At 68.6% G+C, this 23042-nt stretch carries 18 protein-coding genes and 1 pseudogene; 3 read left to right on the top strand and 16 right to left on the bottom strand.

What is annotated here, in order from left to right; genetic code table 11:
- Positions 1 to 43: 43 nt before the first annotated feature.
- From ABD793_RS25300 to ABD793_RS25260, 9 genes are all read right to left on the bottom strand, one after another.
- Complete coding sequence (locus ABD793_RS25300) at positions 44 to 820, bottom strand: SDR family NAD(P)-dependent oxidoreductase (protein ID WP_344864187.1); 777 nt, start codon at positions 818 to 820, stop codon at positions 44 to 46.
- Positions 817 to 2184 (bottom strand): dihydrolipoyl dehydrogenase, encoded by a 1368-nt coding sequence (gene lpdA / locus ABD793_RS25295; RefSeq protein WP_344864185.1) that lies wholly within the window; start codon positions 2182 to 2184, stop codon positions 817 to 819. The genes ABD793_RS25300 and lpdA overlap by 4 nt, the downstream gene beginning before the upstream one ends.
- Positions 2177 to 2914 carry a hypothetical protein gene (locus ABD793_RS25290; protein ID WP_344864183.1) on the bottom strand — a complete coding sequence of 246 codons (738 nt, stop codon included), beginning with the start codon at positions 2912 to 2914 and terminating at the stop codon, positions 2177 to 2179. The genes lpdA and ABD793_RS25290 overlap by 8 nt, the downstream gene beginning before the upstream one ends.
- A gap of 26 nt (positions 2915 to 2940) precedes the next feature.
- The gene (locus ABD793_RS25285) at positions 2941 to 3987 is read right to left on the bottom strand and encodes a zinc-dependent alcohol dehydrogenase (RefSeq protein ID WP_344864181.1); all 1047 of its coding nucleotides are present in this window, start codon (positions 3985 to 3987) and stop codon (positions 2941 to 2943) included.
- A gap of 11 nt (positions 3988 to 3998) precedes the next feature.
- Positions 3999 to 5231 carry a dihydrolipoamide acetyltransferase family protein gene (locus tag ABD793_RS25280; protein ID WP_344864177.1) on the bottom strand — a complete coding sequence of 411 codons (1233 nt, stop codon included), beginning with the start codon at positions 5229 to 5231 and terminating at the stop codon, positions 3999 to 4001.
- Positions 5232 to 5234: 3 nt separating this feature from the next.
- A complete protein-coding gene (locus tag ABD793_RS25275; RefSeq protein WP_344864175.1) occupies positions 5235 to 6248 on the bottom strand; it encodes an alpha-ketoacid dehydrogenase subunit beta in 1014 nt (337 codons plus the stop codon).
- Positions 6245 to 7237 (bottom strand): thiamine pyrophosphate-dependent dehydrogenase E1 component subunit alpha, encoded by a 993-nt coding sequence (locus ABD793_RS25270; RefSeq protein WP_344864173.1) that lies wholly within the window; start codon positions 7235 to 7237, stop codon positions 6245 to 6247. The genes ABD793_RS25275 and ABD793_RS25270 overlap by 4 nt, the downstream gene beginning before the upstream one ends.
- Positions 7234 to 8376 (bottom strand): acyl-CoA dehydrogenase family protein, encoded by a 1143-nt coding sequence (locus ABD793_RS25265; protein ID WP_344864170.1) that lies wholly within the window; start codon positions 8374 to 8376, stop codon positions 7234 to 7236. The genes ABD793_RS25270 and ABD793_RS25265 overlap by 4 nt, the downstream gene beginning before the upstream one ends.
- A 298-nt stretch (positions 8377 to 8674) precedes the next feature.
- Positions 8675 to 9379 carry a TetR/AcrR family transcriptional regulator gene (locus ABD793_RS25260; protein ID WP_344864167.1) on the bottom strand — a complete coding sequence of 235 codons (705 nt, stop codon included), beginning with the start codon at positions 9377 to 9379 and terminating at the stop codon, positions 8675 to 8677.
- A gap of 124 nt (positions 9380 to 9503) precedes the next feature.
- Between ABD793_RS25260 and ABD793_RS25255 the strand changes: the two genes are divergently transcribed.
- Entirely contained in the window at positions 9504 to 11351 is a 1848-nt protein-coding gene (locus ABD793_RS25255; RefSeq protein ID WP_344864165.1) for a helix-turn-helix domain-containing protein, read from the top strand.
- 17 nt (positions 11352 to 11368) lie between these two features.
- On the top strand, positions 11369 to 12151 hold the full coding sequence (locus ABD793_RS25250) for an enoyl-CoA hydratase/isomerase family protein (protein WP_344864163.1): 783 nt from the start codon (positions 11369 to 11371) through the stop codon (positions 12149 to 12151).
- A 22-nt stretch (positions 12152 to 12173) separates the two neighbouring features.
- Here the strand turns inward: ABD793_RS25250 and ABD793_RS25245 are convergent, their stop codons facing one another.
- From ABD793_RS25245 to ABD793_RS42795, 7 genes and pseudogenes are all read right to left on the bottom strand, one after another.
- A complete protein-coding gene (locus tag ABD793_RS25245) occupies positions 12174 to 13766 on the bottom strand; it encodes a class I adenylate-forming enzyme family protein (protein WP_344864161.1) in 1593 nt (530 codons plus the stop codon).
- A 16-nt stretch (positions 13767 to 13782) separates the two neighbouring features.
- The gene (locus ABD793_RS25240; RefSeq protein WP_344864160.1) at positions 13783 to 16077 is read right to left on the bottom strand and encodes a hydantoinase B/oxoprolinase family protein; all 2295 of its coding nucleotides are present in this window, start codon (positions 16075 to 16077) and stop codon (positions 13783 to 13785) included.
- Complete coding sequence (locus tag ABD793_RS25235) at positions 16074 to 18200, bottom strand: hydantoinase/oxoprolinase family protein (protein WP_344864158.1); 2127 nt, start codon at positions 18198 to 18200, stop codon at positions 16074 to 16076. Before ABD793_RS25235 ends, ABD793_RS25240 begins: the two co-directional genes overlap by 4 nt.
- Positions 18201 to 18337: 137 nt before the next feature.
- Positions 18338 to 19204, bottom strand: coding sequence for an SDR family NAD(P)-dependent oxidoreductase (locus ABD793_RS25230; RefSeq protein WP_344864156.1), 867 nt, complete (start codon positions 19202 to 19204; stop codon positions 18338 to 18340).
- 384 nt (positions 19205 to 19588) lie between these two features.
- Positions 19589 to 20062 carry a transposase gene (locus tag ABD793_RS25225; protein WP_344864267.1) on the bottom strand — a complete coding sequence of 158 codons (474 nt, stop codon included), beginning with the start codon at positions 20060 to 20062 and terminating at the stop codon, positions 19589 to 19591.
- Positions 20059 to 20586 carry an IS110 family transposase gene (locus tag ABD793_RS42800; protein ID WP_425548765.1) on the bottom strand — a complete coding sequence of 176 codons (528 nt, stop codon included), beginning with the start codon at positions 20584 to 20586 and terminating at the stop codon, positions 20059 to 20061. The genes ABD793_RS25225 and ABD793_RS42800 overlap by 4 nt, the downstream gene beginning before the upstream one ends.
- A 250-nt stretch (positions 20587 to 20836) precedes the next feature.
- Positions 20837 to 21625 (bottom strand): annotated as a pseudogene (locus tag ABD793_RS42795) (IS5 family transposase); the annotation flags it as partial.
- Between the two features lie 592 nt (positions 21626 to 22217).
- On the opposite strand from ABD793_RS42795, the gene ABD793_RS25215 reads away from it, so the two are divergent.
- Entirely contained in the window at positions 22218 to 23039 is an 822-nt protein-coding gene (locus ABD793_RS25215) for an alpha/beta hydrolase (protein ID WP_344864154.1), read from the top strand.
- Positions 23040 to 23042: the final 3 nt, after the last annotated feature.

The raw sequence follows: 23042 nt of genomic DNA, 5'->3' as shown, positions 1-23042 counted from the left end.
TCGCCGAGGCTCGGGTGTGTGGGTGTGGGTGTGGGTGTGCGCGTTATCGGAACAGCCCGTTGTTGTTGAGGCTTTGTCCGCCGTCGAGGCGTAGTGCCTGGCCGGTGGTGTATCCGGCGGCGGGTGAGAGCAGGTAGAGCACCGCGCCGACGACCTCTCCCAGGTGGGCGACGCGGCCTAGGGGCACGTTGCGCAGGAGGCGCTGCCGTGCCGTCTCGGGCATCGCGAGAACTTTGGGTGTGGCGACCAGTCCGGGAACGACCGCGTTGATGCGAATGCCGTCGCTGGCCCATTCCGCGGCCAGGGATCGGGTCAGCCCGAGAACGCCGGCTTTGGCGGCAGCGTAGGAGGCCTGTCCGGGTAGGCCGTCTTGGGCGGCGATCGAGGAGAACAGCACGATGCTGGATGTTGTGGCGTCGGCCAGCGAGGGGTAGGCCGCCTGGAGGACGTAGAACTGGGCGAGGAGGTTCGCTTCGACGTCGCGGTGGAAGGCGTCGGGCGGGAAACTCGCGGCGCGGTGGATGGTGTCGACGATGCCGGCGGCACCGACGACCGCGTCGAGTCCTTCCAGCACCGCTGAGGCTTCGGTAACGACCTCGGCGGCTGCGTCGGGGTCGGAGAGGTCGGCGCCCAGCAGCCGTTCGACCGGGAGTGTCTCGTCGGTGACGCCGGGGCGGTCGATGCCGACCGTCCGGCAGCCGAGGTCGTGCAGGGCGGTGAGCAGTGCGCGTCCGAGACCTCCTGCGGCGCCGGTCACCAGGACGCGGCTTCCGGTTTCGGGGGTGGTGTGCCAGTCGGAAGTGGTCGTGGTGGGGGTCATCGGTGCACCATCCATCCTTGTGCGTCACGTGCGGCTTCCTGGATGGCTTCGGACAGGGTCGGGTGGCCGTGGATGGTCGTGGCGAGTTCCGGTAGTCCGCCTTCGAGCGCTTGCGTGGCCACCAGTTCCTGGATCAGCTCGGTGGCTTTGGCACCCACGATGTGGGCGCCGAGCAGTTCGCCGTAGCGGGCCTCGCCGACGAGTTTCACCAGTCCGTCCCGGTCGCCGAGGACCGTTCCGGCGCCGACGCTGCCGTAGCGCGCGGTGCCGACCCGCACGTCGTAGCCCTGGTCGCGGGCCTGGGCCTCGGTGAGTCCGACACTGGCGACCGGTGGCGCGCCGAAGGTGGCCCGCGGGATGAGGCGGTGGTTCAGCGGTTCCGGGCTCCTGCCTGCGGCGTCTTCGACGGCGAGGATGCCTTCCTCCGAGGCCTTGTGCGCCAGTGCCGGGCCGCGGACGAGGTCGCCGATGGCCCAGACGCCCTCGGCTGTGGTCCGCAGGTGAGCGTCGACCGCGATCAGCCTGTGCTCGTCGAGTTCCACTTGTCCCGCGGCGAGATCGAGTCCCTCGGTGTCCGGCCCGCGCCCGGCGGCCACGACCAGCCAGTCGACCCGCTCGGTGTGACTGTCCACAGTGAACGACACGCTGTGGTTGTCCTGGCTTGGCTCCGCGACGGTGGCCGCGGTGTGGATGGTGATGCCCTGATCCCGCAGCTTCCTGTCGACGAGAGCGGAGATGTCGGCGTCTTCGGCAGGCAGGATGCGATCGGTGGCTTCGATCAGCAGGACCTCGCTGCTCAAGCGTGCGTAAGCCGAAGCGATCTCGACTCCGGAGGCGCCCGCGCCGAGCACCGCGATACGGCCCGGCAGCTCGTCGAGCGCCCAGGCCTGCTCGGTGCCGATGACGCGTCTGCCGAACTCGATTCCCGCGACGGTGGTCGCGACCGATCCCGTGGCCAGCACGATGGCTCGGGCCGTCAGCTGGTGGTCGTCGACGAGAAGACCGCCGTTGCCGGTGAGGCGCCCGTGGCCGTGTCGGACCTCGATCCCGTTCTTGCGCAACAGACCCCGTACGCCGCCGGTCAGTGTGCTCACGACGTCGTCGCGCCAGGCGCGCACACCGGTGAACTCGACACGGGGATTGTCCGCGTGCACACCGAACCTCGCCGCGCCACGGATGGCGTCGACGGCGTCGGCGGCCCGGAGCACGGCTTTGGCCGGGATGCAGGCGTAGTTGAGGCAGCGCCCGCCGAGAGCGTCGCGTTCGACGACGACGGTGCGCAGTCCGAGCTGGGCGCCGCGGATGGCGGCGACGTAACCGCCGGGGCCGGAGCCGATGACGGCGAGATCGAACCGTTCACTCACCGGTACTCCTGTGGGCCGGGGTCACAGTGTCCGGTTTGTCCGCGCCGTAGCGGGTCCAGTGCCGTTCGGGGATGTCGTCGGGGTTTTTGTACCAGTACCACACGCAGGGGTCGTGGTCGAAGTCGTCGGGCGGGTCGGAGGGGTACAGCGGGGCGCCGTACCAGCGGATGGGCAGCGACTCGTTCATGAACGTGCAATGCGTGCAGTACAAGGGAAAGCCTTCGCGCCCGTAGGACCAGTCGTGGGCCTGCCGGGTGACGCCGAAGGCGTTCGGGCCCTGGTACCGACCGCGTCGCCACAGGCGCTGCCCGCTGCCGCACGGGTTCATGGTGAAGGTGAACTTTTCCTCGTCCTCGGTGATGGTGAAGGCACCGGGATGGGAGCCGACGCCGCTGGTGCTGTGCGCCCGCCAGGTGGCCGCCAGTGACTTGACGATCTCGCGTCGGTCGGCCTGCTGGATCTTGGCGACGTCCTTGCGCCAGCCGCGTTCCATGCTCAGCGTCCAGGCGTCGGCGACGTACTCCTCGCCGAACCGTTCCTGGATGAAGGTCACCAGGCCGAGGAGTTGTTCCGCCATCAGGTCATGCAGGAAACGCCACTCGTGGCGCATCTCCGAACACAACGCGCGCGCCTCTTCGAGGTCGCCGCGGTCGATGGCTTCGATCGCGCGATCCATTGTCGGCCGCGACATCTGCGCGAGTTCGCCGGGGTCGAACCACTGCTGGCTCATCGCGGAAGCTCCTTCCGTCGTGCTGGTCACGGGCTCATCACCACCTTGATCGAGGCCGGGTCGGCAGCGTGCCGAAACGCCGCGTCGGCGTCGGTCAGGGGGAGCCGATGGGTGATCAGCGGATCGACCCGGACGTTTCCTTTCCGGAGGAGGTCGACACCGTCGCTGATCGCGGAGCCCATGACACCGAGAAGTCGGATGTCCTTGTAGGCGATCAGCGAGACGTCCGCCGTGGCCGGTTCCTCGGCAAGGCCGACCAGGACGACGGTTCCCTTGCTCCGCACGAAGTCCAGGCTTTGCGCGAAGGTGGGTGGCGCGGCGGCCGCGTTGAACACGATGTCGGCCATGCCGCCCTCACCGAAGGCGTAGCGCCCTCGCCCGGTGGCGTTGCGGACGGCGTCGACGACGTCCGGCCGGCGCGCGTCGATGACCTGGTCGGCGCCGAGGCGGAGGGCGAGTTCGGCGCGCTGGGGCGAGACTTCCGTGACGATCACGGTGGCGTTCACGGTGGCCTTGATGGCTTGGACGAGCAGGTTGCCGATCATGCCGGCGCCGATCACCACGATGGTGTCGCCATCGGCGGGTTTGGCGCGCCGGACGGCGTAGGCGGCGGTGCCGAGTGGTTCGGCGACCGCGGCCGCCTCGTCGTTCAGCGAGTCCGGGATCGCGAAGAGGTTCCGGGCGGGTGCGGCGTCGCGGATCAGCACGTATTCGGCCATCGCGCCGGGTGCGCCGTAGCCGGTGTAGTGCTGGAACAACTCCGGGCACAGGCGTTGCTGGCCTCGCCGGCACCAGAAGCATTCGCCGCAGAATTGCACCGAAAACCCGGTGTAGCGCCCGCCCACGGTCGCGTCGGTCACCTCGTCACCGATGTGCACGGCTTCGCCGCAGAATTCGTGGCCCATGATCCAACCGGGTTGTGCGCCGTAGTGACCTTTGCGGTAGACGTGCAGGTCGGATCCGCAGATGCCGACCGTGCGTACGCGCAGCAGCACGTCCCGTGGGCCCGGTCGCGGGGTTGGTACGTCCTTGACCTCGATGAGGCCGGGGCGTTGGTAGACGGCGGCTTTCATGTCTGTTCCCTTCATCCGACCAGGAGCGTGTCCGGCTCGGCCAGCAGCCCGGCGAGCGTGGTGTGGAACCGTCCCGCGGTTTCGCCGTCGATGACGCGGTGGTCCACGGTGAGACTCAGGTGGACCAATTTGCCGGGAACGACCGCGCCCTCGCGCACGACCGGCCGGTCCAGGATGGCCCCGGTAGCGAGGATCGCCACTTGCGGAAGGTTGAGCACCGGCGTCCCGAAGTGCGAGCCGTAGGACCCGATGTTGGTCACGGTGAACGTTCCGCCGTCGAGATCCTCAGAGGTCACGGTGCGCTGCCGGGCAGCAGTGGCCAGTGCGCCGCTGCGCTGGTGGATCGCGCGCAGCGTTAGCTGGTCGGCATCGCGCAGCACCGGGACGACCAGGCCTTCCGACAGTGACACGGCCAGGCCGAGGTGGACGCGGTCGTGCTGGACAACGCGGTCGCCGTGCACAGTCGCGTTCAGCTCGGGATGCGCGCGCAGCGCCATCGCGGTCGCCTTGAGGAACAGGTCGGTGAACGACACCGTGAGCCCCAGCCCATCCGACCTGGCCGCCAGACGGCGGCGCAGCTCGGTCAACGCGGTGACATCGACCTCGCGCACGTCGGTCATCTGCGCGGTCGTCTGCAGGCTTTCCTGCATTCGCCCGGCGATGGTGCGGCGCATCGGGCTGAACGGCACACCCTCGGTGGTCGGCGCACTTGGCAGTGGCGTGGTGGCGGTCGCGCGGGCGCTTGCCGCCTCCACGTCGCGGCGACGGATGGCCCCGCGGGGCCCACTGCCGGTCACGCTCCGCAGGTCGACACCCTGGTCGGTGGCCACTCTCCGGGCCAGCGGTGTGGCCAGCAGCGTGCCGTTTGCGAGCTCTTCGGCCTCCGCTGGTGGCGGGGCTGTCGACGGTGCCAAGGTCGCGCCGGGAGCCGCTGAGGCCGAGGCGCGACCAGTGCCGAGGTCAGTACTGGGGCCACTGTTATCGGGGGCATGCGGCTGGTACGACTCGTCGACGCCGGTGATGACGGCGAGCCGGTCGCCGACCTGGTACTCCTCGCCCACAACGGCTTCGGTGTGCAGCACCCCGTCGTCGGGTGCTTCGATCTCGTAGGTCACCTTGTCGGTCTCGACGATGGCGACCACATCACCGGTGCTCACCGGCGCTCCGTCCTCGAACGCCCATTCGGTCAGCCGCGCGGAGGTCATCTCGACCCCGAGCTGGGGAAGCGTGATATTGGCACTCATAGGTCACCTCACCAGCTCGCGCAGCTCGCCGGCGATGCGTGCGGCGTCGGGGAAGAGCAGGTCTTCGGCCTCGCCGACCGGGACCGGGTAGAACGCGCCGGTGATGCGCTTGATGGGCGCGTCGAGGTAGTACAGACCCTCGTCGGCTACGCGGGCCGCGATCTCGGCACCGAAGCCGCTCGGGCCGGGCGCTTCGTGCACGATCGCCAACCGGGAGGTCTTCGCCACCGATTCCAGGATCGTGTCGGTGTCCAAGGGAAGCAGAGTCCGCGGATCGACCACTTCGACCTCGATCCCTTCGCCTGCCAGTTGCTCGGCGGCCGCCAGCACGACGGGGACCGTGCGCCCGTAGGTCACCACCGTCACTGCGGTACCGGTCCGTTTGACCTCGGCCTGGCCGAGCGGGACGACGTGGTCGCCTCCCGGCACGGGGCCCTTGCTCGACAGCAGCGCCTTGTGCTCGCAGAACAGCACCGGGTTGTCGTCGCGGATCGCGGCCTTCAACAGCCCTTTGGTGTCGCTGGGTGTGGACGGGTAGACGACCTTGAGGCCCGGCACATGCGTGAACCACGATTCCAGGCTTTGCGAGTGGTGTGATCCGACGCGGAAGCCTGCGCCTGCCAGGGTTCGTACCACCATCGGGACCGGGATCGCGCCGTCGGACAGGTAGTGGGTTTTCGCGGCCTGGTTGACCAGCGCGTCCATGGTCAGTGCCAGGAAGTCCATGAACATGATCTCCAGGACGGGGCGGCAGCCTGCGATGGCCGCCCCCAGCGTGAGATCGGCGAGACCCTCCTCGCTGATCGGCGCGTCCCGCACACGTGCGGCGCCGTACTTGTCGAGCAGGCCGCGGGTCAGTCCGAAGGTGCCGCCAGGACGACCGATGTCCTGGCCGATCAGGCAGACCCGGTCGTCGCGGGCCAGTTCCTCGTCGAGCGCATGCGTGATCGACCACCGCATCGACAGCGTCTGTTCCTGCTGCTGGTTCGTGCCCTGCCGCTGATTCGTCGCGGTCACGCTGTCGTCCTTTCCGCGTAGACCTCACCGAAGATCTCCTCGCGTCCTGCAGCGGGAGCTGCCAGCGCCGCGGACAAGGCGGCGCGGACCTCGTCGGCGACATCGGTGTCGATCCGAGTCAGCTCGTCCTCGGGCACCGACCGCTCGGAGAGCCGGCGCCGGTAGGCCGGGACCGGATCACGTTGCGCCCATTCGGCGACTTCGGCCTTGTCCCGGTAGGACTGCGGGTCACCTTCGTAGTGCCCCTGCAGCCGGTAGGTCTTCGCTTCCACCAGGGTCGGACCGCCCCCGCCGCGGGCTCGCCCGATCGCCTCGGACAGCGTCGCGTACACGGCATCGGGGTCGTTTCCGTCCACGACCACCCCTGGTATGCCGTACCCAGCGGCGCGGTCGGCGACGTCGGCACCGCGCATCTGCTCGTGCGACGGGGAGAATTCCGCGTAGAGGTTGTTCTCGCAGATATAGACCACGGGAAGATCCCAGATCGCGGCCATGTTCAGCGCCTCGTGGAACGCCCCGCGGTTGGTGGTGCCCTCCCCGAACCCGCACACCACGACCTCGTCGAGACCGCGCAGCTGCGCGCCGTAGGCCACGCCGGCCGCGATGGGAATGTTGGCACCCAGTACACCGGTGGTGCCGTAGATCCGCGCCGGGGCGTAGTTGATGTGCGCCTCACCGGCGCGGCCCCGGCTGGGCGCGGTGGCCCGCCCCATGATCTCCAGGGCGAGCGCCGACACGGGCATCCCCTTGCCCAGGATCGAGACCCTCGACCGGTGATACGGCACGAGGTGGTCGGTTTCGCGCAGCAGCGCCGCAGCCGCCGCGCCGGTCGCCTCGTGGCCGATGCAGGAGTGGAACCACCCACCGAGTTTGCCCTCGGCGAAGATGGCCCCCAGCTGTTCCTCGAACGCCCGGGCCAGCGCCATCAGCCGATAGGTCGCCACCATGTCCGGAACGGGGCGGGATGACGTGGTCGTGGTCGTGGTCATCGCAGGAGCTCCTTACCGATGATCACCCGTTGGATCTCCGAGGTCCCGCCGCCGATCTGCATGATCTTGGCGTCGCGCAGGTACCTCTCGATCGGGAACTCGGTGGTGTAGCCGTAGCCACCGAAGATCTGGAGGGCTTCGATCGTGGCGTTCATCGCCAGCTCGGAGCCGTGCAGTTTGCACGCCGACGCCTGGATGGTCATCTCGCGGGTGTCGCCGGCGTCGATCGCGGACGAGGTCCTCGCCACCAGCGCACGGCCCAGCTCGACACCCACGTAGATGTCGGCCAGTTTCGCCTGGATGAGCTGGAAGTCCCCGATCCGGCGGCCGAACTGATGGCGCTCGGTGGCGTAGCGCGCAGCCTCCCGCAACGCCCCCGCGGCCAGTCCCACGCCCTGGGCACCCATCACCACCCGCTCGCTGGCCAGCCCGCCGCGCAGTACCTGAACACCCAGGCCGACCTCGCCGAGCACAGCGTCGTCGGCCACGAAACAGTCGGTCAGGATCAGCTCACCGGTCGGTGATCCGCGCCAGCCCAGCTTTTCCAGCTTGCGTCCTCGCTGGAAGCCCGGGCTGGTGGTGTCCACGGCGAACAGACTGATCTCACGTCCGTCTGCGGGGCCGGTCTTGGCATACACCAGCGCGAGGTCTGCCACGGGCCCGTTGGTGATGAAGGTCTTGGTGCCGTTGAGCACCCAGCCACCGTCGACGCGACTGGCTCGAGTGCGCATGCTCATCGCATCCGAGCCGGCCTCCGGTTCGGTAATGGCCAGGCAGCCGATGACCGATCCGTCGCACAGCCCCGGTAGGAACTTGGCCTGCTGCTCGACGGTGCCGTGGTCGACGATGCGGTCCACCACCAGGTTGCTCTGATGCAGGACCGTCACCGAGGTCGCCATGCACACCGCGGCCAGTTCCTCGGCCACGATGCAGGTTTCGGCCAGGCCTAGCCCGGAACCGCCGAACTGCTCCGGCGCGCGGATACCGAGCAGTCCCAGCTCGGCGGCGCGCTCCCACGACTCACGGGGAAAGCGCTCCTGCCGGTCGATCTCCGCGGCATTCGGCGCCACGTCGTCGGTGGCGAACTTGCGCACCGTTTCCCGCATCAGCCGATGCTCATCACTGTCCACCGCAGTCATCGTGTCCTCACCTCGGGGCTAATTGGCAGCACGATCAGCCAACCCTGCGAGGCCCGATGCACTCCAGCGAGAACACGACCGGCGATTGGTGAGGATTCCTAGGCTCCGGCGGCGCGGTCGCCCGGCCGCCACCGGCTTTGCCGCAGCCGTGACGGGCTCCGGTGGCCACGTTCCGGCTGCTGGGCGCCCGACGCCGGACGTGGCCGCCTTAACCACACGCTCCCGAGGCCTCCAACCACCGCGTCCGACCGGATTAGCGGCTTCTCCAAGACCATTCGTCCGGATACTCGCGCACGGTTCAGCCTTCGCGCACGGCCTGGCCCTGCCATGCCAGCGCGGCGGATTCCGCCACCAGTGCGCGCAGCCACGCTGATCGCGCCACGGATTCCTCGGCCGCAATGGCTTCGGCGGTGCCCAGACCGCGTAGCAGCGTGCGCACATAGCGGTCCGCGATCTGTTCGATCGTCAGAGGTCCCTCGGGCTGGTACCACGCCCACGTCCAGTTGCACATCCCGAAGATCTGCAACGCCACGACGCTCGGCTCGTCGCGGCACAGCACTCCTGCGTCCATCGCTGCGACGATCACTTCTTCCACGGTGTGCGTGTATCCGCGGCGCCGCTCACGCACCCGGTTGAGATGAGGTGAATCCGCGTACCGGGCGAACTCTCGCCCGAACACCCGGGTGGCATCGAGATCGTCCCGATGGCAGAGGGTGATCGAGAGGATGAACGCGATCAGCCGCTCGCGCGGATCCTGGACACGGCGCAGGATCTGCCGCAGCTCCCGCTCACGCCGATCGATGTAGTCCTCGCCGACCCGTGCGAGCAGCGCTTCCTTCGACTTGAAGTGATGCAGGATCGTGCCCTTGCTGATGCCAAGACGCTCCGCGACGTCGCCGAGCGCCGTGCCGCGGAAGCCGTGTTCGGCGACGAACGCCGTGAACACCTGCTGGATACGCGCACGCAGCGGGAGCGGCCGCTCGTCCACGACCACCGAGCTCATGTGGTACACCTCACTGGTTGACTGAACGGGCGGTCAACCATATCGTTTCTGCAGCCCGATCCGATACCCATGCCAACGGAGGTGTGCGGTGGTTGTCACGCCTGTAGCGTCGCCCGAGCTCGCAATGCCCACGGGACTGGTCTCGCCCGAGATCCCGGATGACGGAGGGAATGCATCGCTCGTCGAGGCGTTCCATGACGTGGCGAGTGTCGCGGCGCGGCAACCCGGCATCGAGCGTGCCCTGCGGGCCGCGGTGGCCAACGCGTGCGAACTGTTCGGGGTGGATCGCTGCTCGGTGTTTCTGCGTGGGTCGCACTCGCGGCTCTTTCACGGTGTCGCCGCGGAAACTCCCGGGGACCGCAGCATCGTGCATCGCATGTTGTGCGGGGTGGCGCCCGATCTGATGTCACAGGAGATCGTGGCCACCGGGCGGCCGGTGCTGGTGCGCGACGCGGCCAGTGACGGGCGGCCGGTCCGCTCGACGATGGTCAGCCTTCAGGTCAAGGAAGTGCTGGGCGTGCCTCTGATGCTGCGCCGCGAGGTCCAGGGCCTGTTGTTTCTGGACCTGGTCGGGAGCCACCGGGGATTCGATCCGGTCGATACGCGCCGGGTCTGCCTCTACGCCGACCTGGTGGCAGGTTTGTTGCCCGGTCTGCATCGCATCCACGATCTGCACGGCGCCATTCAGGATCTGCGGATCCGGGCCCACGAAGCCACGAAGGCGCACAGTGTGCTCGACGACCTGGCGCGGCTGTCCCGCCGAGGGACGACGCCGCAGGAGATCGCCACAGCCGCCGCCGACGCGGCCGGACACGAGTGCTGGGTCACCGACGGGGCTCATCGCCCGATCGCGCACACGGGCGCGCACCGCGACCAGGGACGAATCGCGCGCGCCCTGGCTCACCCGGCCACGATCACGGCACTGCGGTCGTTGTCCGACGACGAGGTGCTCGACGTCCCGATCGCGTCGGGCGCGACGGACTCCGGCGGGTTGGTGGTCGCGCCGATCAGTGTGCAGGAGCGCCGGTGGGGGCACGTCTCGTTCGTCTGCGAGGGTCGGCAGGCCACCAGCCAGGACCAGGCGATACTGCTGGGCGCGGCTCACGCGATCGCGGTCGAGCTCCGGGTGGAGGCGGGTTCCGCGGCCACGACCTCCGAGGGACGCCAGCAGGTGGCTCGTGCTTTGATCGAGGGCAATCTGGACACTGCGACCCGGCGCCGCGCCGCACTGCACTCGATCCCGCTCGACCGGCACCGCGTGCTCTGCCTGGTCACGCAGCGACACGAGTCTTCGATCCGGCTCGAGGCCCACGACATCGCCCAAGCCTTCGACGCCGTCCACGACGGCCCGCCGGTGCTGACCACGCCCACCGCAGACGGGTCCGTCGTCGTGCTGGTCGACCTCGACTCCGACACGCCGGCGGCCGTGGCCGCGCGCGTTCGCACCCTGGCCACGGCGGCGCTTCGGGCAGCCGACGCGGACGACAACCTGATCGCGGCAGTGGCCAGTCCGGTTCGCACGGCGGACGCGATCGCGCGGGCCCACACCGAAAGCGAACGGGTCATGCACTGCCTGCGCCAACTCTGCCCTGACTCGACCCGGGTCCTCAGCGCCGACGAACTGGGGTTCGCCTGCGTCCTGCTGCCCACGATCGACCGCACCGGCGCGGACCTGCAGGTGCACAGGACGCTGGGCGGGCTGCTGTCGGACGAGCCTCGGGACCGCGAGCTGATCCACACCGCCGACGTGTTCCTGCGCCACGCGCGCAACGTCCGCGACACCGCCCGCGCGCTGACCGTGCACGAGAACACCGTGCGTTACCGGCTCGGCCGCATTCACGACCTCACCGGCCTCGACCTGACCGGCAGCGCGGACGACCAGGTCAGCTGTCAGCTGGCCCTGCTCATCCTCCGCCTGCGCGGGCAACTGCCCCCGACCGAAGCCCGCGACGAACACGCCGTACCCGCGTGAGCAAGGAGCCCGCACCCGTGCCCTGCCCCTCCACCGTCACGGTCAAGCACCACGGCAGCATCGCCACCGTCGGCCTCGTCACCACCGAGACGCGACTGGCGCTCTCGCCGTCGGCGATCCCCGACCTGGTATCGGCGCTGGACGCCATCGAGCGGGACAGCAGCCTCCGGTGCGTGGTGTTCACCGGCGTCGGCGACGTGTTCGCCACCGGCGCCGACCTCACCGAGATCGCAGGCAACACCCCGGCGGCCAATGCTGGGTACAACCGTTCGCTCGTCGACCTGATGAACCGGATCGACCTGACCGGCGTGCCGACCCTCGCGGCGATCAACGGACACGCGCTCGGCGGCGGGTTGGAGCTGGCGCTGGCCTGTGACCTGCGGATCGCCGCCGACACCGCCACGCTCGCGCTCCCGGAGACCCGGCTCGGGCTCGTTCCCGGCGCGGGCGGGACACAGCGACTCCCGCGGCTGATCGGCGAAGGCCCCGCCAAGAACCTGCTGCTGACGGGCCGCGCCGTCGACGCCGCGGAGGCACGGCAGATCGGATTGGTCAGCGAGGTCGTCCCTCGCGACGACCTGCCCGAACGCGCTCAGCGGCTGGCCACCACCCTCGCTCGCAACGCCCCGCTCGCCGTGCGCACGGTCAAGGCGGAAGTCACGGCCGGACGCGAACGGACCCTCGTCGACGCCATCGATGGCACGCACGAAGCCCTGACCACCCTGCTGGCCTCGGACGACCTGACCGAAGGCCTGGCCGCATTCAGGCAGAAGCGGCGTGCGGAGTTCACCGGACGGTGAACTCCGCACGCCGCTTCAGCATCTAGCGATCGCGCCGGGCGAGCGGGCCGTACTGGTCACGCAGCTGGTATTTGAGGACCTTGCCGGAGGGATTGCGTGGCAACTGGTCGGTGAAGAACACGTGCCGCGGTCGTTTGTAGCCGGCGAGCCGTGATCGGGAGTAGCGGACCAGTTCCTCGGCTTGCAGGTCGTCACGGGCCACGACGACCGCACACACCGCCTCGTCGTACACCGGATCGGGCACGCCGATCACCGCGATATCCGCGACGGCCGGGTGGTCGGCGAGCACGCTTTCGACCTCGGCCGGGTACACGTTCTCCCCGCCGGTGCGGATCATGTCCTTGAACCGGCCCGTGATCTTGACCAGCCCGCCTGCGGTGATCCGTCCTTGGTCCCCGGTACGGCACCAGCCGTCCACAAAGGTCTCGCGGTCGGCGTCGGGGCGTTGCCAGTAGCCGGGCGAGACCGCCGGGCTGCGCACCCAGATCTCACCGTCAGTACCGTGCGGGCATTCGATGCCGTCCGTGCCCGCGATCCGCACCTCGACGAGCGGGAAGGGCCGCCCTGCCGTGTCGCTGTGGGTTTCGGCTTCGGCGTCGCTGAGCACGCTCACCACGGCCCCGCCCTCGGTGAGCCCGTAGCCGACGGCCAGCGCCACATGTGGCAGCACGGCACGGAAGTCCCGGACGATGCGGGGTGTGACCGTCGTGCCGGCACAGATGATGCGTCGCAGGCAGGACAGATCCAGTTCACGCGCCTCGGGCACGCTGGGCAGTTCGGCCACCATCGCCGGGAACAGGAACAAGTCGGTCACCCGCTGCGCGGCCGCGGTCCGCAGCACCCGCGCCAGATCGAAGCCCGCGCTGCGGGAGACCACGCCACGCCCGCCGAGCAGCAGCGCGGGCAGGACCAGGTCCTCCCAGGCCGCGACGTGATACATCGGGCCCGTGGTCATCGCGACGGTGTCCGAACAGTACTGCCACTGCATCGCCTGCATGGCCGCCACAGTGATGGTGTTGGCGTGGGTCCACATCGCGCCTTTCGGGCGCCCGGTCGTGCCCGAGGTGTACATGATCATCGCGAGGTCTTCCGGCGACGGCGGTGGACAGGGCGGTTCGCCTGCCTCCGCCTGGAGCACGGTGTCCAGGCGCATCGCCCATCCAGGCTGCACTCCTCGCCCCGCCACGCCCCCTGCCGCCTCGCCGGCCACGTCGTCGACGACGACGATCCGCTCGGCCGACAGCCGGCCGCGGATCGCGGCGACCTGCTCCACGAGGGAGTCGTGCACGCATACGATGCGGCAGCCGGAATCGTTGATCGCGTAGTCGAGTTCTTCGGGCGCCAGGCGCCAGTTCAGGCGCACCACGACGGCGCCGATGCGGGTGATCGCGAGATACAGCGCTGCGTAGTCCAGTGCGTTGTAGAGCAGGAGCCCGATCCGGTCGCCCTTGACCACACCGAGGTCGAGCAGGCCGTTGGCCAGCCGGCTGACCCGCTGGGCGAGCTGGTCCCAGCTCCAGGATTCGTCGTTCTCCAGCGACAGCGCGGTTTCGTCGCCGCGGTGGCGACCGGTGGGCCCGGTCGCCACCCGCAGAATGTGCCCAATATCGATCATGAGAGACACGTCACCGTCACGAGCCCACCGCGAGCCGGACGCCGTGCAGCACCTCGTCGCCCTCGCGCACGATCTCGGAGTCGATGCGCAACCCGGTGATCGGGCACAGGTACTCGCGGTAGCGCATCCGCTCCCCGACCCGGCCCGGCGACGAGGCATACTCGGGCCCGACCTCGCCGGTCAAGCGCTCCAGCACCGCGCAGTGCTCCTTGAAGTTGCCGGTCACGAGCCCCAGCAGCGCCCGTCCGGTCAGCGAGGCGAAGAACTCCGGCTTGCCGTCCTGGTCGACAACGCCGAGCTCACCGCCGATCGGGCGGATCTCCGTATCGGGGGCGACGGTCGGCACTTCCCCGCTGGGCCGCGTCGCCGCGGCCAGCCGTTCGGCCGTGGCCGTCGCGCGCGCCTTCCGAGTGGCTTCGTCATCCACGGCACCCCCGCCGGAGGTCAGCACCACGCCGTACACGCGGCGCGCGGTCGGCGCGTCCAGGGCGCCGGCCAACACGTCACGCAACACCGCCGCCGGATCACGGGTGAGCGGATCCCCGTAGCCCGCGCCGTTGGCGCCGGTCCATTCCCACACGTCGGCGGCGCCGACCATCAGCATCGGTCCCTTGGCCTGCACCGGCTCCGACTCGCCGTCGAGCACGTCGAAGTCCTGGGGCACCTCACCCCGGTCCAGGCGATCGAGGACATCGCTGCCGTGCTTGAGCCGGAACCGGCCCACCGTGCCCGGGTTGCCACCGAACGGGCCCACCAGACGCGGGAAGGACTCATCAATGTACAGCGCGGCGGCCAGGCCCGGAACCGACCAGGGGATGCTCGCCTCGACGAAGCCGCGCCCGCCCCGGTAACAACCGGCGCCGTCGGCGCGGACCGGCATCGCCCGCCGGTACAGGAACAGCATCGGCCACAGCAACTCCAGTTCCTCGACGTTGCCGGCCTCCCCCTCGGGAATCCAGAAATGCCCGCCGAAGTCGACGCCATCGGTGTGCGGGGTGGCGCTGAGCCCGCCGATCATGTTGTTCACGTTCGGCGCGATGAACGGGCGCCCGTCCTGCTCACCACCGGTGATCAGCGCGTAGAAGGCGGGATTGGCGGGCCCGATCGCCCGCTTCTGCAACTCCGGGGAGGCACAGGACAGCATCTTCGCGATGACCGCGCTGGACAAACTGATCATCGTCTCGATGGTGTAGGCCCCGGCCGGGCTCACCGCCGCCGGAAAGTCGGCACAGGACAGCGTCCCCGGCACCGGGTCGAACGACACTCGCCGGTACACGCCGCCGTAGGCGCCGGCCAGGTCCGCGGTCATCGACGCAGTCAGCGAGCACAGGAACGCGCCGATGAACGAGGCGTAGGTCGCGTTGATCGAACCGGCCTGAGGGTCGGTTCCGGCGTTGTCCACATACAGGTGCTCGCCCTGCTTGCGCACGGTCAGCTGGTAGGCGTAGACCCCGTCGTCCCCGGTTCCTTTGCCCTCGGCGAAGATCCGGTGCGACCACTCCCCGTCGGGGACCTGCCGCAGCCGCTCGGCGAAGGTCTGCTCGCCGGCGTCGAGCACGCGCGTCATGACCGTCTTGACCGCGTCGGCGCCGTAACGGTCGATGAGCGAGGTGATCTTCTCGACCGCGACCGTGTTCGCCGAGATCGCCGCCCGCAAATCCATATGCACGTTGTTCGGCAGCCGTGACTGGCGCAGGAACAGCTGCTCCACGTCGGCCTGCACGCGTCCCCGGCTGACGATCTTGACAGGAGGCAGCGCGGGTGGGTCGGTGAACATGTCCTCGGCGCTGGTGCAGAAGCTGCCCATGTCGTTGCCGCCGACATCGGCGTGGTTGAGCACGTTGGCCACCCAGCAGAACAACTCGTCGTCGACGAACACCGGAGCGGCGACCACGGCGTCGGGTTGGTGCGGTGAACCGACGTAAGGATCGTTGGACAGGAACATGTCGCCCCGCTCGATCCCGGGGTTTTCGCTGCGGTTCTCCAGGATCCACTTGATCGTCAGGGACTGGCAGTTGGAGAAGTACTGCAAGTACGGGCCCAGGAACACCAGGTCACCGTTCTGCAGGGTGATCGAAGGCTGGAAGTCCCGCGTGAGCATGGTGATGGGCGAGACACACAGACGCTGCAGCGTGCGCCCGTGCTCGATATTGGTGTTCAGCAACGAATACCTGATCACCTCAAAGGTGACCGGGTCGACGGTGTCGGTCACGCGCTCGTGCAACGACAGGCCCTCGGCGACATGGAGCTCTTCGCCGGGGACGTATCCTCGCTGTACGCCGTCCCAGACGATCTCGGTGGTGGCGGTCATCGTGTTCCCTCCATGCTCGGCGCGGTCGACGCGGCGGACAGACGAAGCCGGAGTTCCCCTCGCGGCCCGGTGGACAGGGTTGCCTCCGGTGGTACGGCGATGGTTGTATGGGCGAGTTCGACCAGCGCCGGACCACGGACCTCGCCGGCCCCGGCGAACGCGGGCCCGTCGAACACCGTGGTGGGCAGCCACTCGTGCTGGGTCGGCCAGAACACCTCGGTCGTGTCCGTCGCCGCCCCGGCACCCGGCCCCGATGCGGACGCCCCGCCCACCGTGGGGACGGACGAGGCGATGGTTGCCTTGGCCCGCAACGCGAATACCTCGGCTGCGCCGAACAACCCGGTACCGCCCGCACCGTAGCGGCGTTGGTACTCGGCCTGGAACGCCTCCAGCAGCCGCGGGCCGGTCCGCGGTCCTACCGGCAGTGCGACCGGGATCTCGATACTGTTGACCAGTTGTTCTTGAAAACGCATCAGCGCGACCACCGAGACCGTGACCTCGCCGTCTGCCTTGGCCTCCGCCAGTGCCCTCCGCGCCGCGTCAGCCGCGTCGTCGACGGCCGTGGCCAGAGCGTCGTCGGCGAACGGAGCCAGGATCGCCGTCTCGTACTCGACGTAGCGCACGACGTCCCCCGAGGCAATGCCGTAGGCGGACAAGGTCGACGCCCCATCGCCGAGCGGCACGATCACGTCCTGCACCCCGATCTCGGCGGCGAACCCGAACGCGTGCACCGGCCCGGCGCCGCCGTAGGCGTAGAGCACGAAGTCACGAGGATCCTGCCCGCGTTCGATGGTCTGCTGGCGGATCAGCGTGGCCGCGCGCATGTTGTTGACGTTCACAACGCCCGCCGCGGTCTCTTCCACCGACAGCCCCAGCCGCTCCGCCAGCGCGCCCACCGCCGCGCGGGCGGCGTCGGCGTCCAAGGGCATCCGCCCGTCCAGAAACGCCTTCGGGCGGATCAGACCGAGCACCACGTCCGCGTCGGTCACCGTGGGCTCGGTCCCGCCTCGCCCGTAACAAGCCGGACCGGGCTCCGAACCCGCGCTTTCCGGCCCGACCCGGATCGACCCGGTCGCCCGGTCGTCCCGCGCCAGCGTGCCCCCGCCGCAGGCCACCGTCCGCACATCCAGGTGGGGCAGCCGATAGGTGTACTGATCGACGATGTTTTCCTCCGCCATCACCGGCTGGCCGTCCACGACGAGGCCGATATCGAAGGAGGTCCCGCCCATGTCGGTCGCGACCACCCGGTCGTGGCCGTAGGCCCTGGCCAGTGATGACACCCCGGTCAGCCCACCGGAAGGACCGGAGTCGATCGTGCCGAGTGAGGTCGCCGCCGCAGCAGCGGCCGGCAGCACCCCGCCGTTGGACTGCATGACCAGAAGTGGCGTGGCCAGCCCTTCCTGGCGAAGCGAATCAGCCAGTGTGCCAAGGTACTGGCTACAGGCCGGGCCGACGTAGCCGTTGATCACGGTCGCGACCATGCGCTCGAACTCGCCGAGACGGGGCGACACGTCCACCGACGAGGAGACGTAGACCTCCGGCGCCACCTCGGCCACCAGTTCGGCAACCCGCCGCTCGTGCGCGGGGTTGACGAACGACCACAACAGCGTGACCGCCACCGCGTCCAGCTCGTGCCGCCGTACGAACGCGCGAATCTTCTCCCGAGCACGGTCCGCGTCGAGTGCGGCCACAACCGCGCCGGTTCTGTCCACCCGCTCGTGCAGCTCCAGGACCGCACCCGGCATGATCAACGGCTCCGGCAGCGATGTGCCGTGAACCTCGAAAACCTGTTCGACAGGGCGTCCGGCGACGCGTCCCCGGCCCCGCATCATCGCCAGCGCGTCGCCGTGTCCAGCTGTCGTGATCAGACCGACCCGGGCACCGCGCCGCTCCAGCACGGCGTTGGTGCCGATCGTCGTGCCATGGCTGAACCGCGACGTCTTCGCCAGAATCGTCGGCAGGTCGCTGCCGACCTGCTCGCCGAGCCGCCCCAACGCCGCGCGGACCCCGTCCACCGGATTCGCTCGGGTGGACAGCGCCTTCGCGGTGAGGTGCCTGCCCCCGGAATCGACCAACACGCAGTCGGTGAAGGTGCCACCGATGTCTACGCCGATGTAATACACGGTTTCTCCCTTGCTGTCATGATCGCTCGCCAGCCCGGACCTCCAAGCCGTGACGCAGCACTCATCCAGGCAGATCGAGCAGGAAAACGGGAGTTCATGGCCCGCACCGAGCCTGTTGAGGTCTCCAAGAAACCCGGTCAGCGCGTGGCGAACCCACTGACCGGCATTTCGGCGTCCACGCCGTAACCGCGGCCGTGGTCGATCAGCCCATACTCGGCGAGCAGCTGCTGGCTGTACACGACCCGACCGCTGATCTCTTTCAACGGAGCGGTCAGCAGGATCTCGACTGCCCTGGCCATGTACTCGGCAGGCTCGGCGCGCGGGTCCTCAGCACCCTGCACCAGCTCGTTGAGCACCGCTCCCGGCGTGGGCACCAGCTGTGACGGCGCGAGCGCGGCCACCCCGATGCCCCGGGCGTAGACCTCTTCCGCCAGGCCCTGGGTGAACCGCTCGACCGAGACCTTGTGCGCTCCATAGCAGGTATCCCCGATCGGATCGCCCGACCCGTCATAGGGACCACGCCCCGGACCGATAGCCGACTCCGAGGTGACGTTGACGATCCGGCCACTCGTCCTCGGCAGCATGTCCTGCAAAGCCAGCTGGCTCAACACGAATGTCGCGTGACACATCACCCGCCACGACAACAGCCACCGCGATGCCGGCATCGACTCCACCAGGCCGAAAAACCCCACCGCTGCGTTGTTGACCAGAATGTCGACCGGGCCGTACCGCTCGCGTGCCACCGAGATCAGCTCGGCGCAGTCCTCGTCCTTGGCAAGGTTCACCGCAACCGGATGTGCCGTGCCGCCCGCGTTCACGATGTCGGCTACGGTCTCGTCCAGCGAGCCGGCCAGCGGATGCCCGCCCGCGGATAGCGTGCGTGCGGCACACACCACGGATGCGCCACGAGCCGCGAGCAGACGTGCCGTGTCCGCGCCGATCCCGCGGCTCGCGCCGGTCACGATCGCGACCTTGCCCTGCAAATCCTGCTGCGTACTTGCCATGCCTGATGCCCCTTTCACGCTCCTGTCGAGCCGACTGTAGGAACAGCACCCGCATGACCCGCCCCAAGCGACAAACACCGCCTGTAGGCATCTCCAAGATTCACTCGCCGTCGACTACCGACGACGGAAAGGCCGCAGGCAAGCCCGGGACCCCATCACGCCCTACCTTCTTCACGTGCGCTCTGTCGTCCGGAAAGATCGAGTTGTGCGGGTGGGATCGGTATGGCTCCCATCACGCTGCCGCCGGATGGCCCAGGCTGCCGTTGCCGCCGGTCCCGCCACCCTTGGATGTCAAGTGATCGCTGGCTGGCTGGTGTGCTGGGGTGTCCGGGCGATGAGCCCGTAGAGTTCGCGTGCGACATAGCGTTTTAGGCAGCAGATCGCTTAGCGTCTGGTCTTGCCTTCGCGGGTGCGGCGGTCGATGTAGGCGCGGGCGCGCGGTTCCCAGCGGAGTCGCGCGATGACGATTGTGTAGGGGGCGGAGTTGGCTTGGCGGTCGCCGCCTCGGTTAAGTCTGCGTCGTTGGGTTTTGCCGGAGGACATCTCGATGGAGCTGGCTCGGCAGAGTGCCGCGAAAGACGCTTCGCTGGTGAGACGGTGCGGGTTGTCGCCGGCGGCCAGGAGCAGGGCTGCGGCGGTGTCGGGACCGACACCGTATCGCTGCCGCAGTGCGGGTGTGTGGGCGTTGATGGCATTGGTGATCTGCTGGTTGAGGTCGTCGGCCTCGCGGGTGAGTTCGATGATCCGGCGAGCCAGCAGTCGCAGGGTGTATGCGGCTGCTGTCGCTGGTGTGTCGGGCTGGCCTGGGTCGAGGTCGGCGCATCGGCGGACGAGTCTGGGGTTGCTGAGTCCGGTCATCGAGTCACGCAGAGCGGGTCCGGCGCCGACGAGGATGGATGGCCTTGAGCTGGTTGATCGCCTGCGTCCGTGATTTGGTGGCGGAGGCTTTGGCCAGCTTGAACAGGCGGATCCATTCGACGTGGCCGTCGCCGACCTTGGCGTGGGCAGCAGCTCGGCCGGACAGGACCGCTCGGGCTGCTGCTTCGGCGTCGATGGTGTCCGGTCGTGCCCCGGCGCCTGCGGTGGGCCTTGTCCGGCTGATTGACCTCGATGACACCGATCCCGGCGCCGAGCAGGTGACGAGTCAGAGTGGCGCCAGAGGAATGGGTGCCCTCCACTCCAGCCTGCCGCACCCGGCCCAGTGCGGTAGCCCAGTCCAGCAGCCCGCGGTAGCCCTCGGCGGTGGTGGGGAAACTCCGGCTGCCAAGGAGGGCACCGTGACTGCTGATGAACGCGGCGACGTGGATGTCCTTGTGCGTGTCGACACCCAGAATCACTTCGAGAGAGATGCCGCCTTGGCCGATCGCCGGTGGGTGGGACATGCCGGGCACGGTTGTTCGGCTCCTGAGGGCTCGGGAACGGACGGCCGTCGCCGGGCCGGCAGGGACAGTCAGGACTGTGCTGGCGCCTTGGTAGCGGCAAGGCCCCTATCGGGACACGTCCCGCTGGTCCGGCGGCAGCAAGCACCGCCCGGAACCCGAGTCGACAGATCAAACTCACGGCACCACAGGCCGGTCGCAGCGCGGGCCAGACCCGAGCACCGGACGGCACCTGAACATCCTCACAGTCGTAGCGGGTGGCCACGGCGCGGTAGCGTTTGAGTCGGTTGATGCCGCATTCCACCGCGTGGCGCTGTTTGTAGATCTCGGGATCGAAGGTTGGTGGCCGTCCGCCTTGCGACCCCTTGGCCTTGCGGTGAGCGTCCTGGTCGGCCTTGCGGGGAATAGTCGCCCGGATACCGCGCCCGCGCAGGTGAGCCCGGTTGGCCTTCAGCACCCGGTCAGGACGAGTCCGTGCCCGGCCACCGGCCGGGCGAGGCACCCGGATCCCGGCCAGGACGGGGATGAACTGCGGGCTGTCGCCACGCTGCCCCCGGTCGGCACGATCGACAACGGCTTCTGTCCCTGCTCGCAGCCCAGACGCAGCTTCGTGGTCAGCCCGCCCCGCGACCGCCCCAAGCCGAGCCGCCCGGCTCGGTGGTGATCCCGCCGGGCGGCTCGGCTTGAAGATCGCCCTTCTCCGCGCACCTGCCGCATGGTGGTGTACCCGAGCGATCGTGGAGTCCACGCTGACATCCCAGGTGCTGCGCCCAGCCGTCTTGGCCAGCCCCTGCAACGCGGTCAAGACCTGCTTCCAGCCACCGGCGCGTTGCCACCGCCGGAACAACCCATAAGCAGCCGCCCAGGACCCATACCCCGCCGGCATGTCCCGCCACGGCGCACCGGCGCGCACCCGCCACCGGATCCCGTCGATCAACTGCCGCTTGCTCCACAATGACGGCCGACCCGGCCGCGACGGTTCAGGCAGCAAACGCTCCAGCGCTACCCATTGCTCGTCGGTCAGGTCGAACCACTCCGCCACCGCTAGAGTGTCCACGAGGTCTCCGGTGGTGTTCAGGTTCTTCTTGGACCGCGACAACTCCCGCGACCGCCGAGCCGATCACCAGGATGAACGCGCCAAGGAAGACCAGCGTGTCCAATAGGCCAGCCAGCAGCACACCGACGATCAACGGCATTGGGTCCGCGGTGCTCAACCGTATATCGACACCGAACGAGAAGGCATTCGCCTGGGCGATGTCGACACATCTCAGTACTGCGGCGAGCTCGATCAAATCGACAGCGGAACCAACGCCGAGGCGTCCGGTTGTTGTTCGGCAGCCTCCCCACGGTGCTCGGTGTGGGTGCCGCGAGCTAGTCTTCGTCCCATTCGAGCGCAGACACCAGGACATCGTTCCCAGGCCACTGCCCGAGCTCAGGATGTCCGGTCCGAGGGAACCTCACACCAACCGCTCCGTCTGCTCCAGCAACACCACCAGGCCGTCAACGCCCGGCGCATGAAGACACTTGGCTCACGTAGCAGCCATAGAGACGCCTCGGTGCGCCGGACCCGCCTGCCGTCTTCGGTCGGTGGCGACCTGTCACACTGTGTGTAACCGACAACTCCGGGAGTACTCATGCCGCGCGACAGCTACCCGAAGGTTCGCACGCCGGACGGTCTGAACCTGGCCAGCACGTTGACGGAGCCGGATCGGGCGCCCAGCCGTGCCGTCCTCCTGGTTCAAGGTGCGAGCGTCACTCGCGAGGAGGGCGGGTTCTTCACCAGGCTCGCCACCGCACTGGCGGACGTTGGTGTCGCGTCACTTCGTGTCGACCTTCCGGGACATGGTGACAGCGAGGGTCGTCAGGAAGATCTTTCGTTGTCGTCGCTGCTCAACGTTATTCGCGGTAGTCTCGAACATCTCCGCTCTGCTGTACCGGGCGTTCGCACGTCTCTCGTGGCAGCCAGCTTTTCTGGTGGGGCTGCGGCATACTACGCAGCGAAGCGACCGGAAGACGTCGAACGCCTTGTCTTGTTCAACCCCCTCATCGACTACCGGAAGCGCTTTGTCGATGAGAAATCAACGTGGTCGGACGATGGCTACATCGATGATGAAGGTGCAGCTGATCTCAAGAAGCCTGGCTACCTCGGCCATGGGCCGGGCTTCCGGCTGGGCCGCGCCTTGCTCAACGAGGCGTTCTGGTTCGAGGCCCGTCAGAGCTTGCCGCTGATCTCTGCACCAACGTTCATCGTGCATGGCACCGCGGATACCTTCATCTCCGTCGAGTCGTCGCGTGCTGCCAGCCGGGAACTGACGTGCGAACATCGGCTGCTCCTGCTGGACGGTGCGCAGCACGGCTTGGCGGTGCACGACGACCCGAAGTACGCCGATCCGCAAACCCAAGCCTGGCAACGGCAGGTCATCCGCGAGGTTCAGGAATGGTTCGGAGCCGCTTGATCA

It is taken from the genome of Amycolatopsis ultiminotia (assembly GCF_039536925.1).
Lineage (GTDB): Bacteria > Actinomycetota > Actinomycetes > Mycobacteriales > Pseudonocardiaceae > Amycolatopsis > Amycolatopsis ultiminotia.
This window is presented reverse-complemented; position numbering and strand designations above follow the sequence as displayed.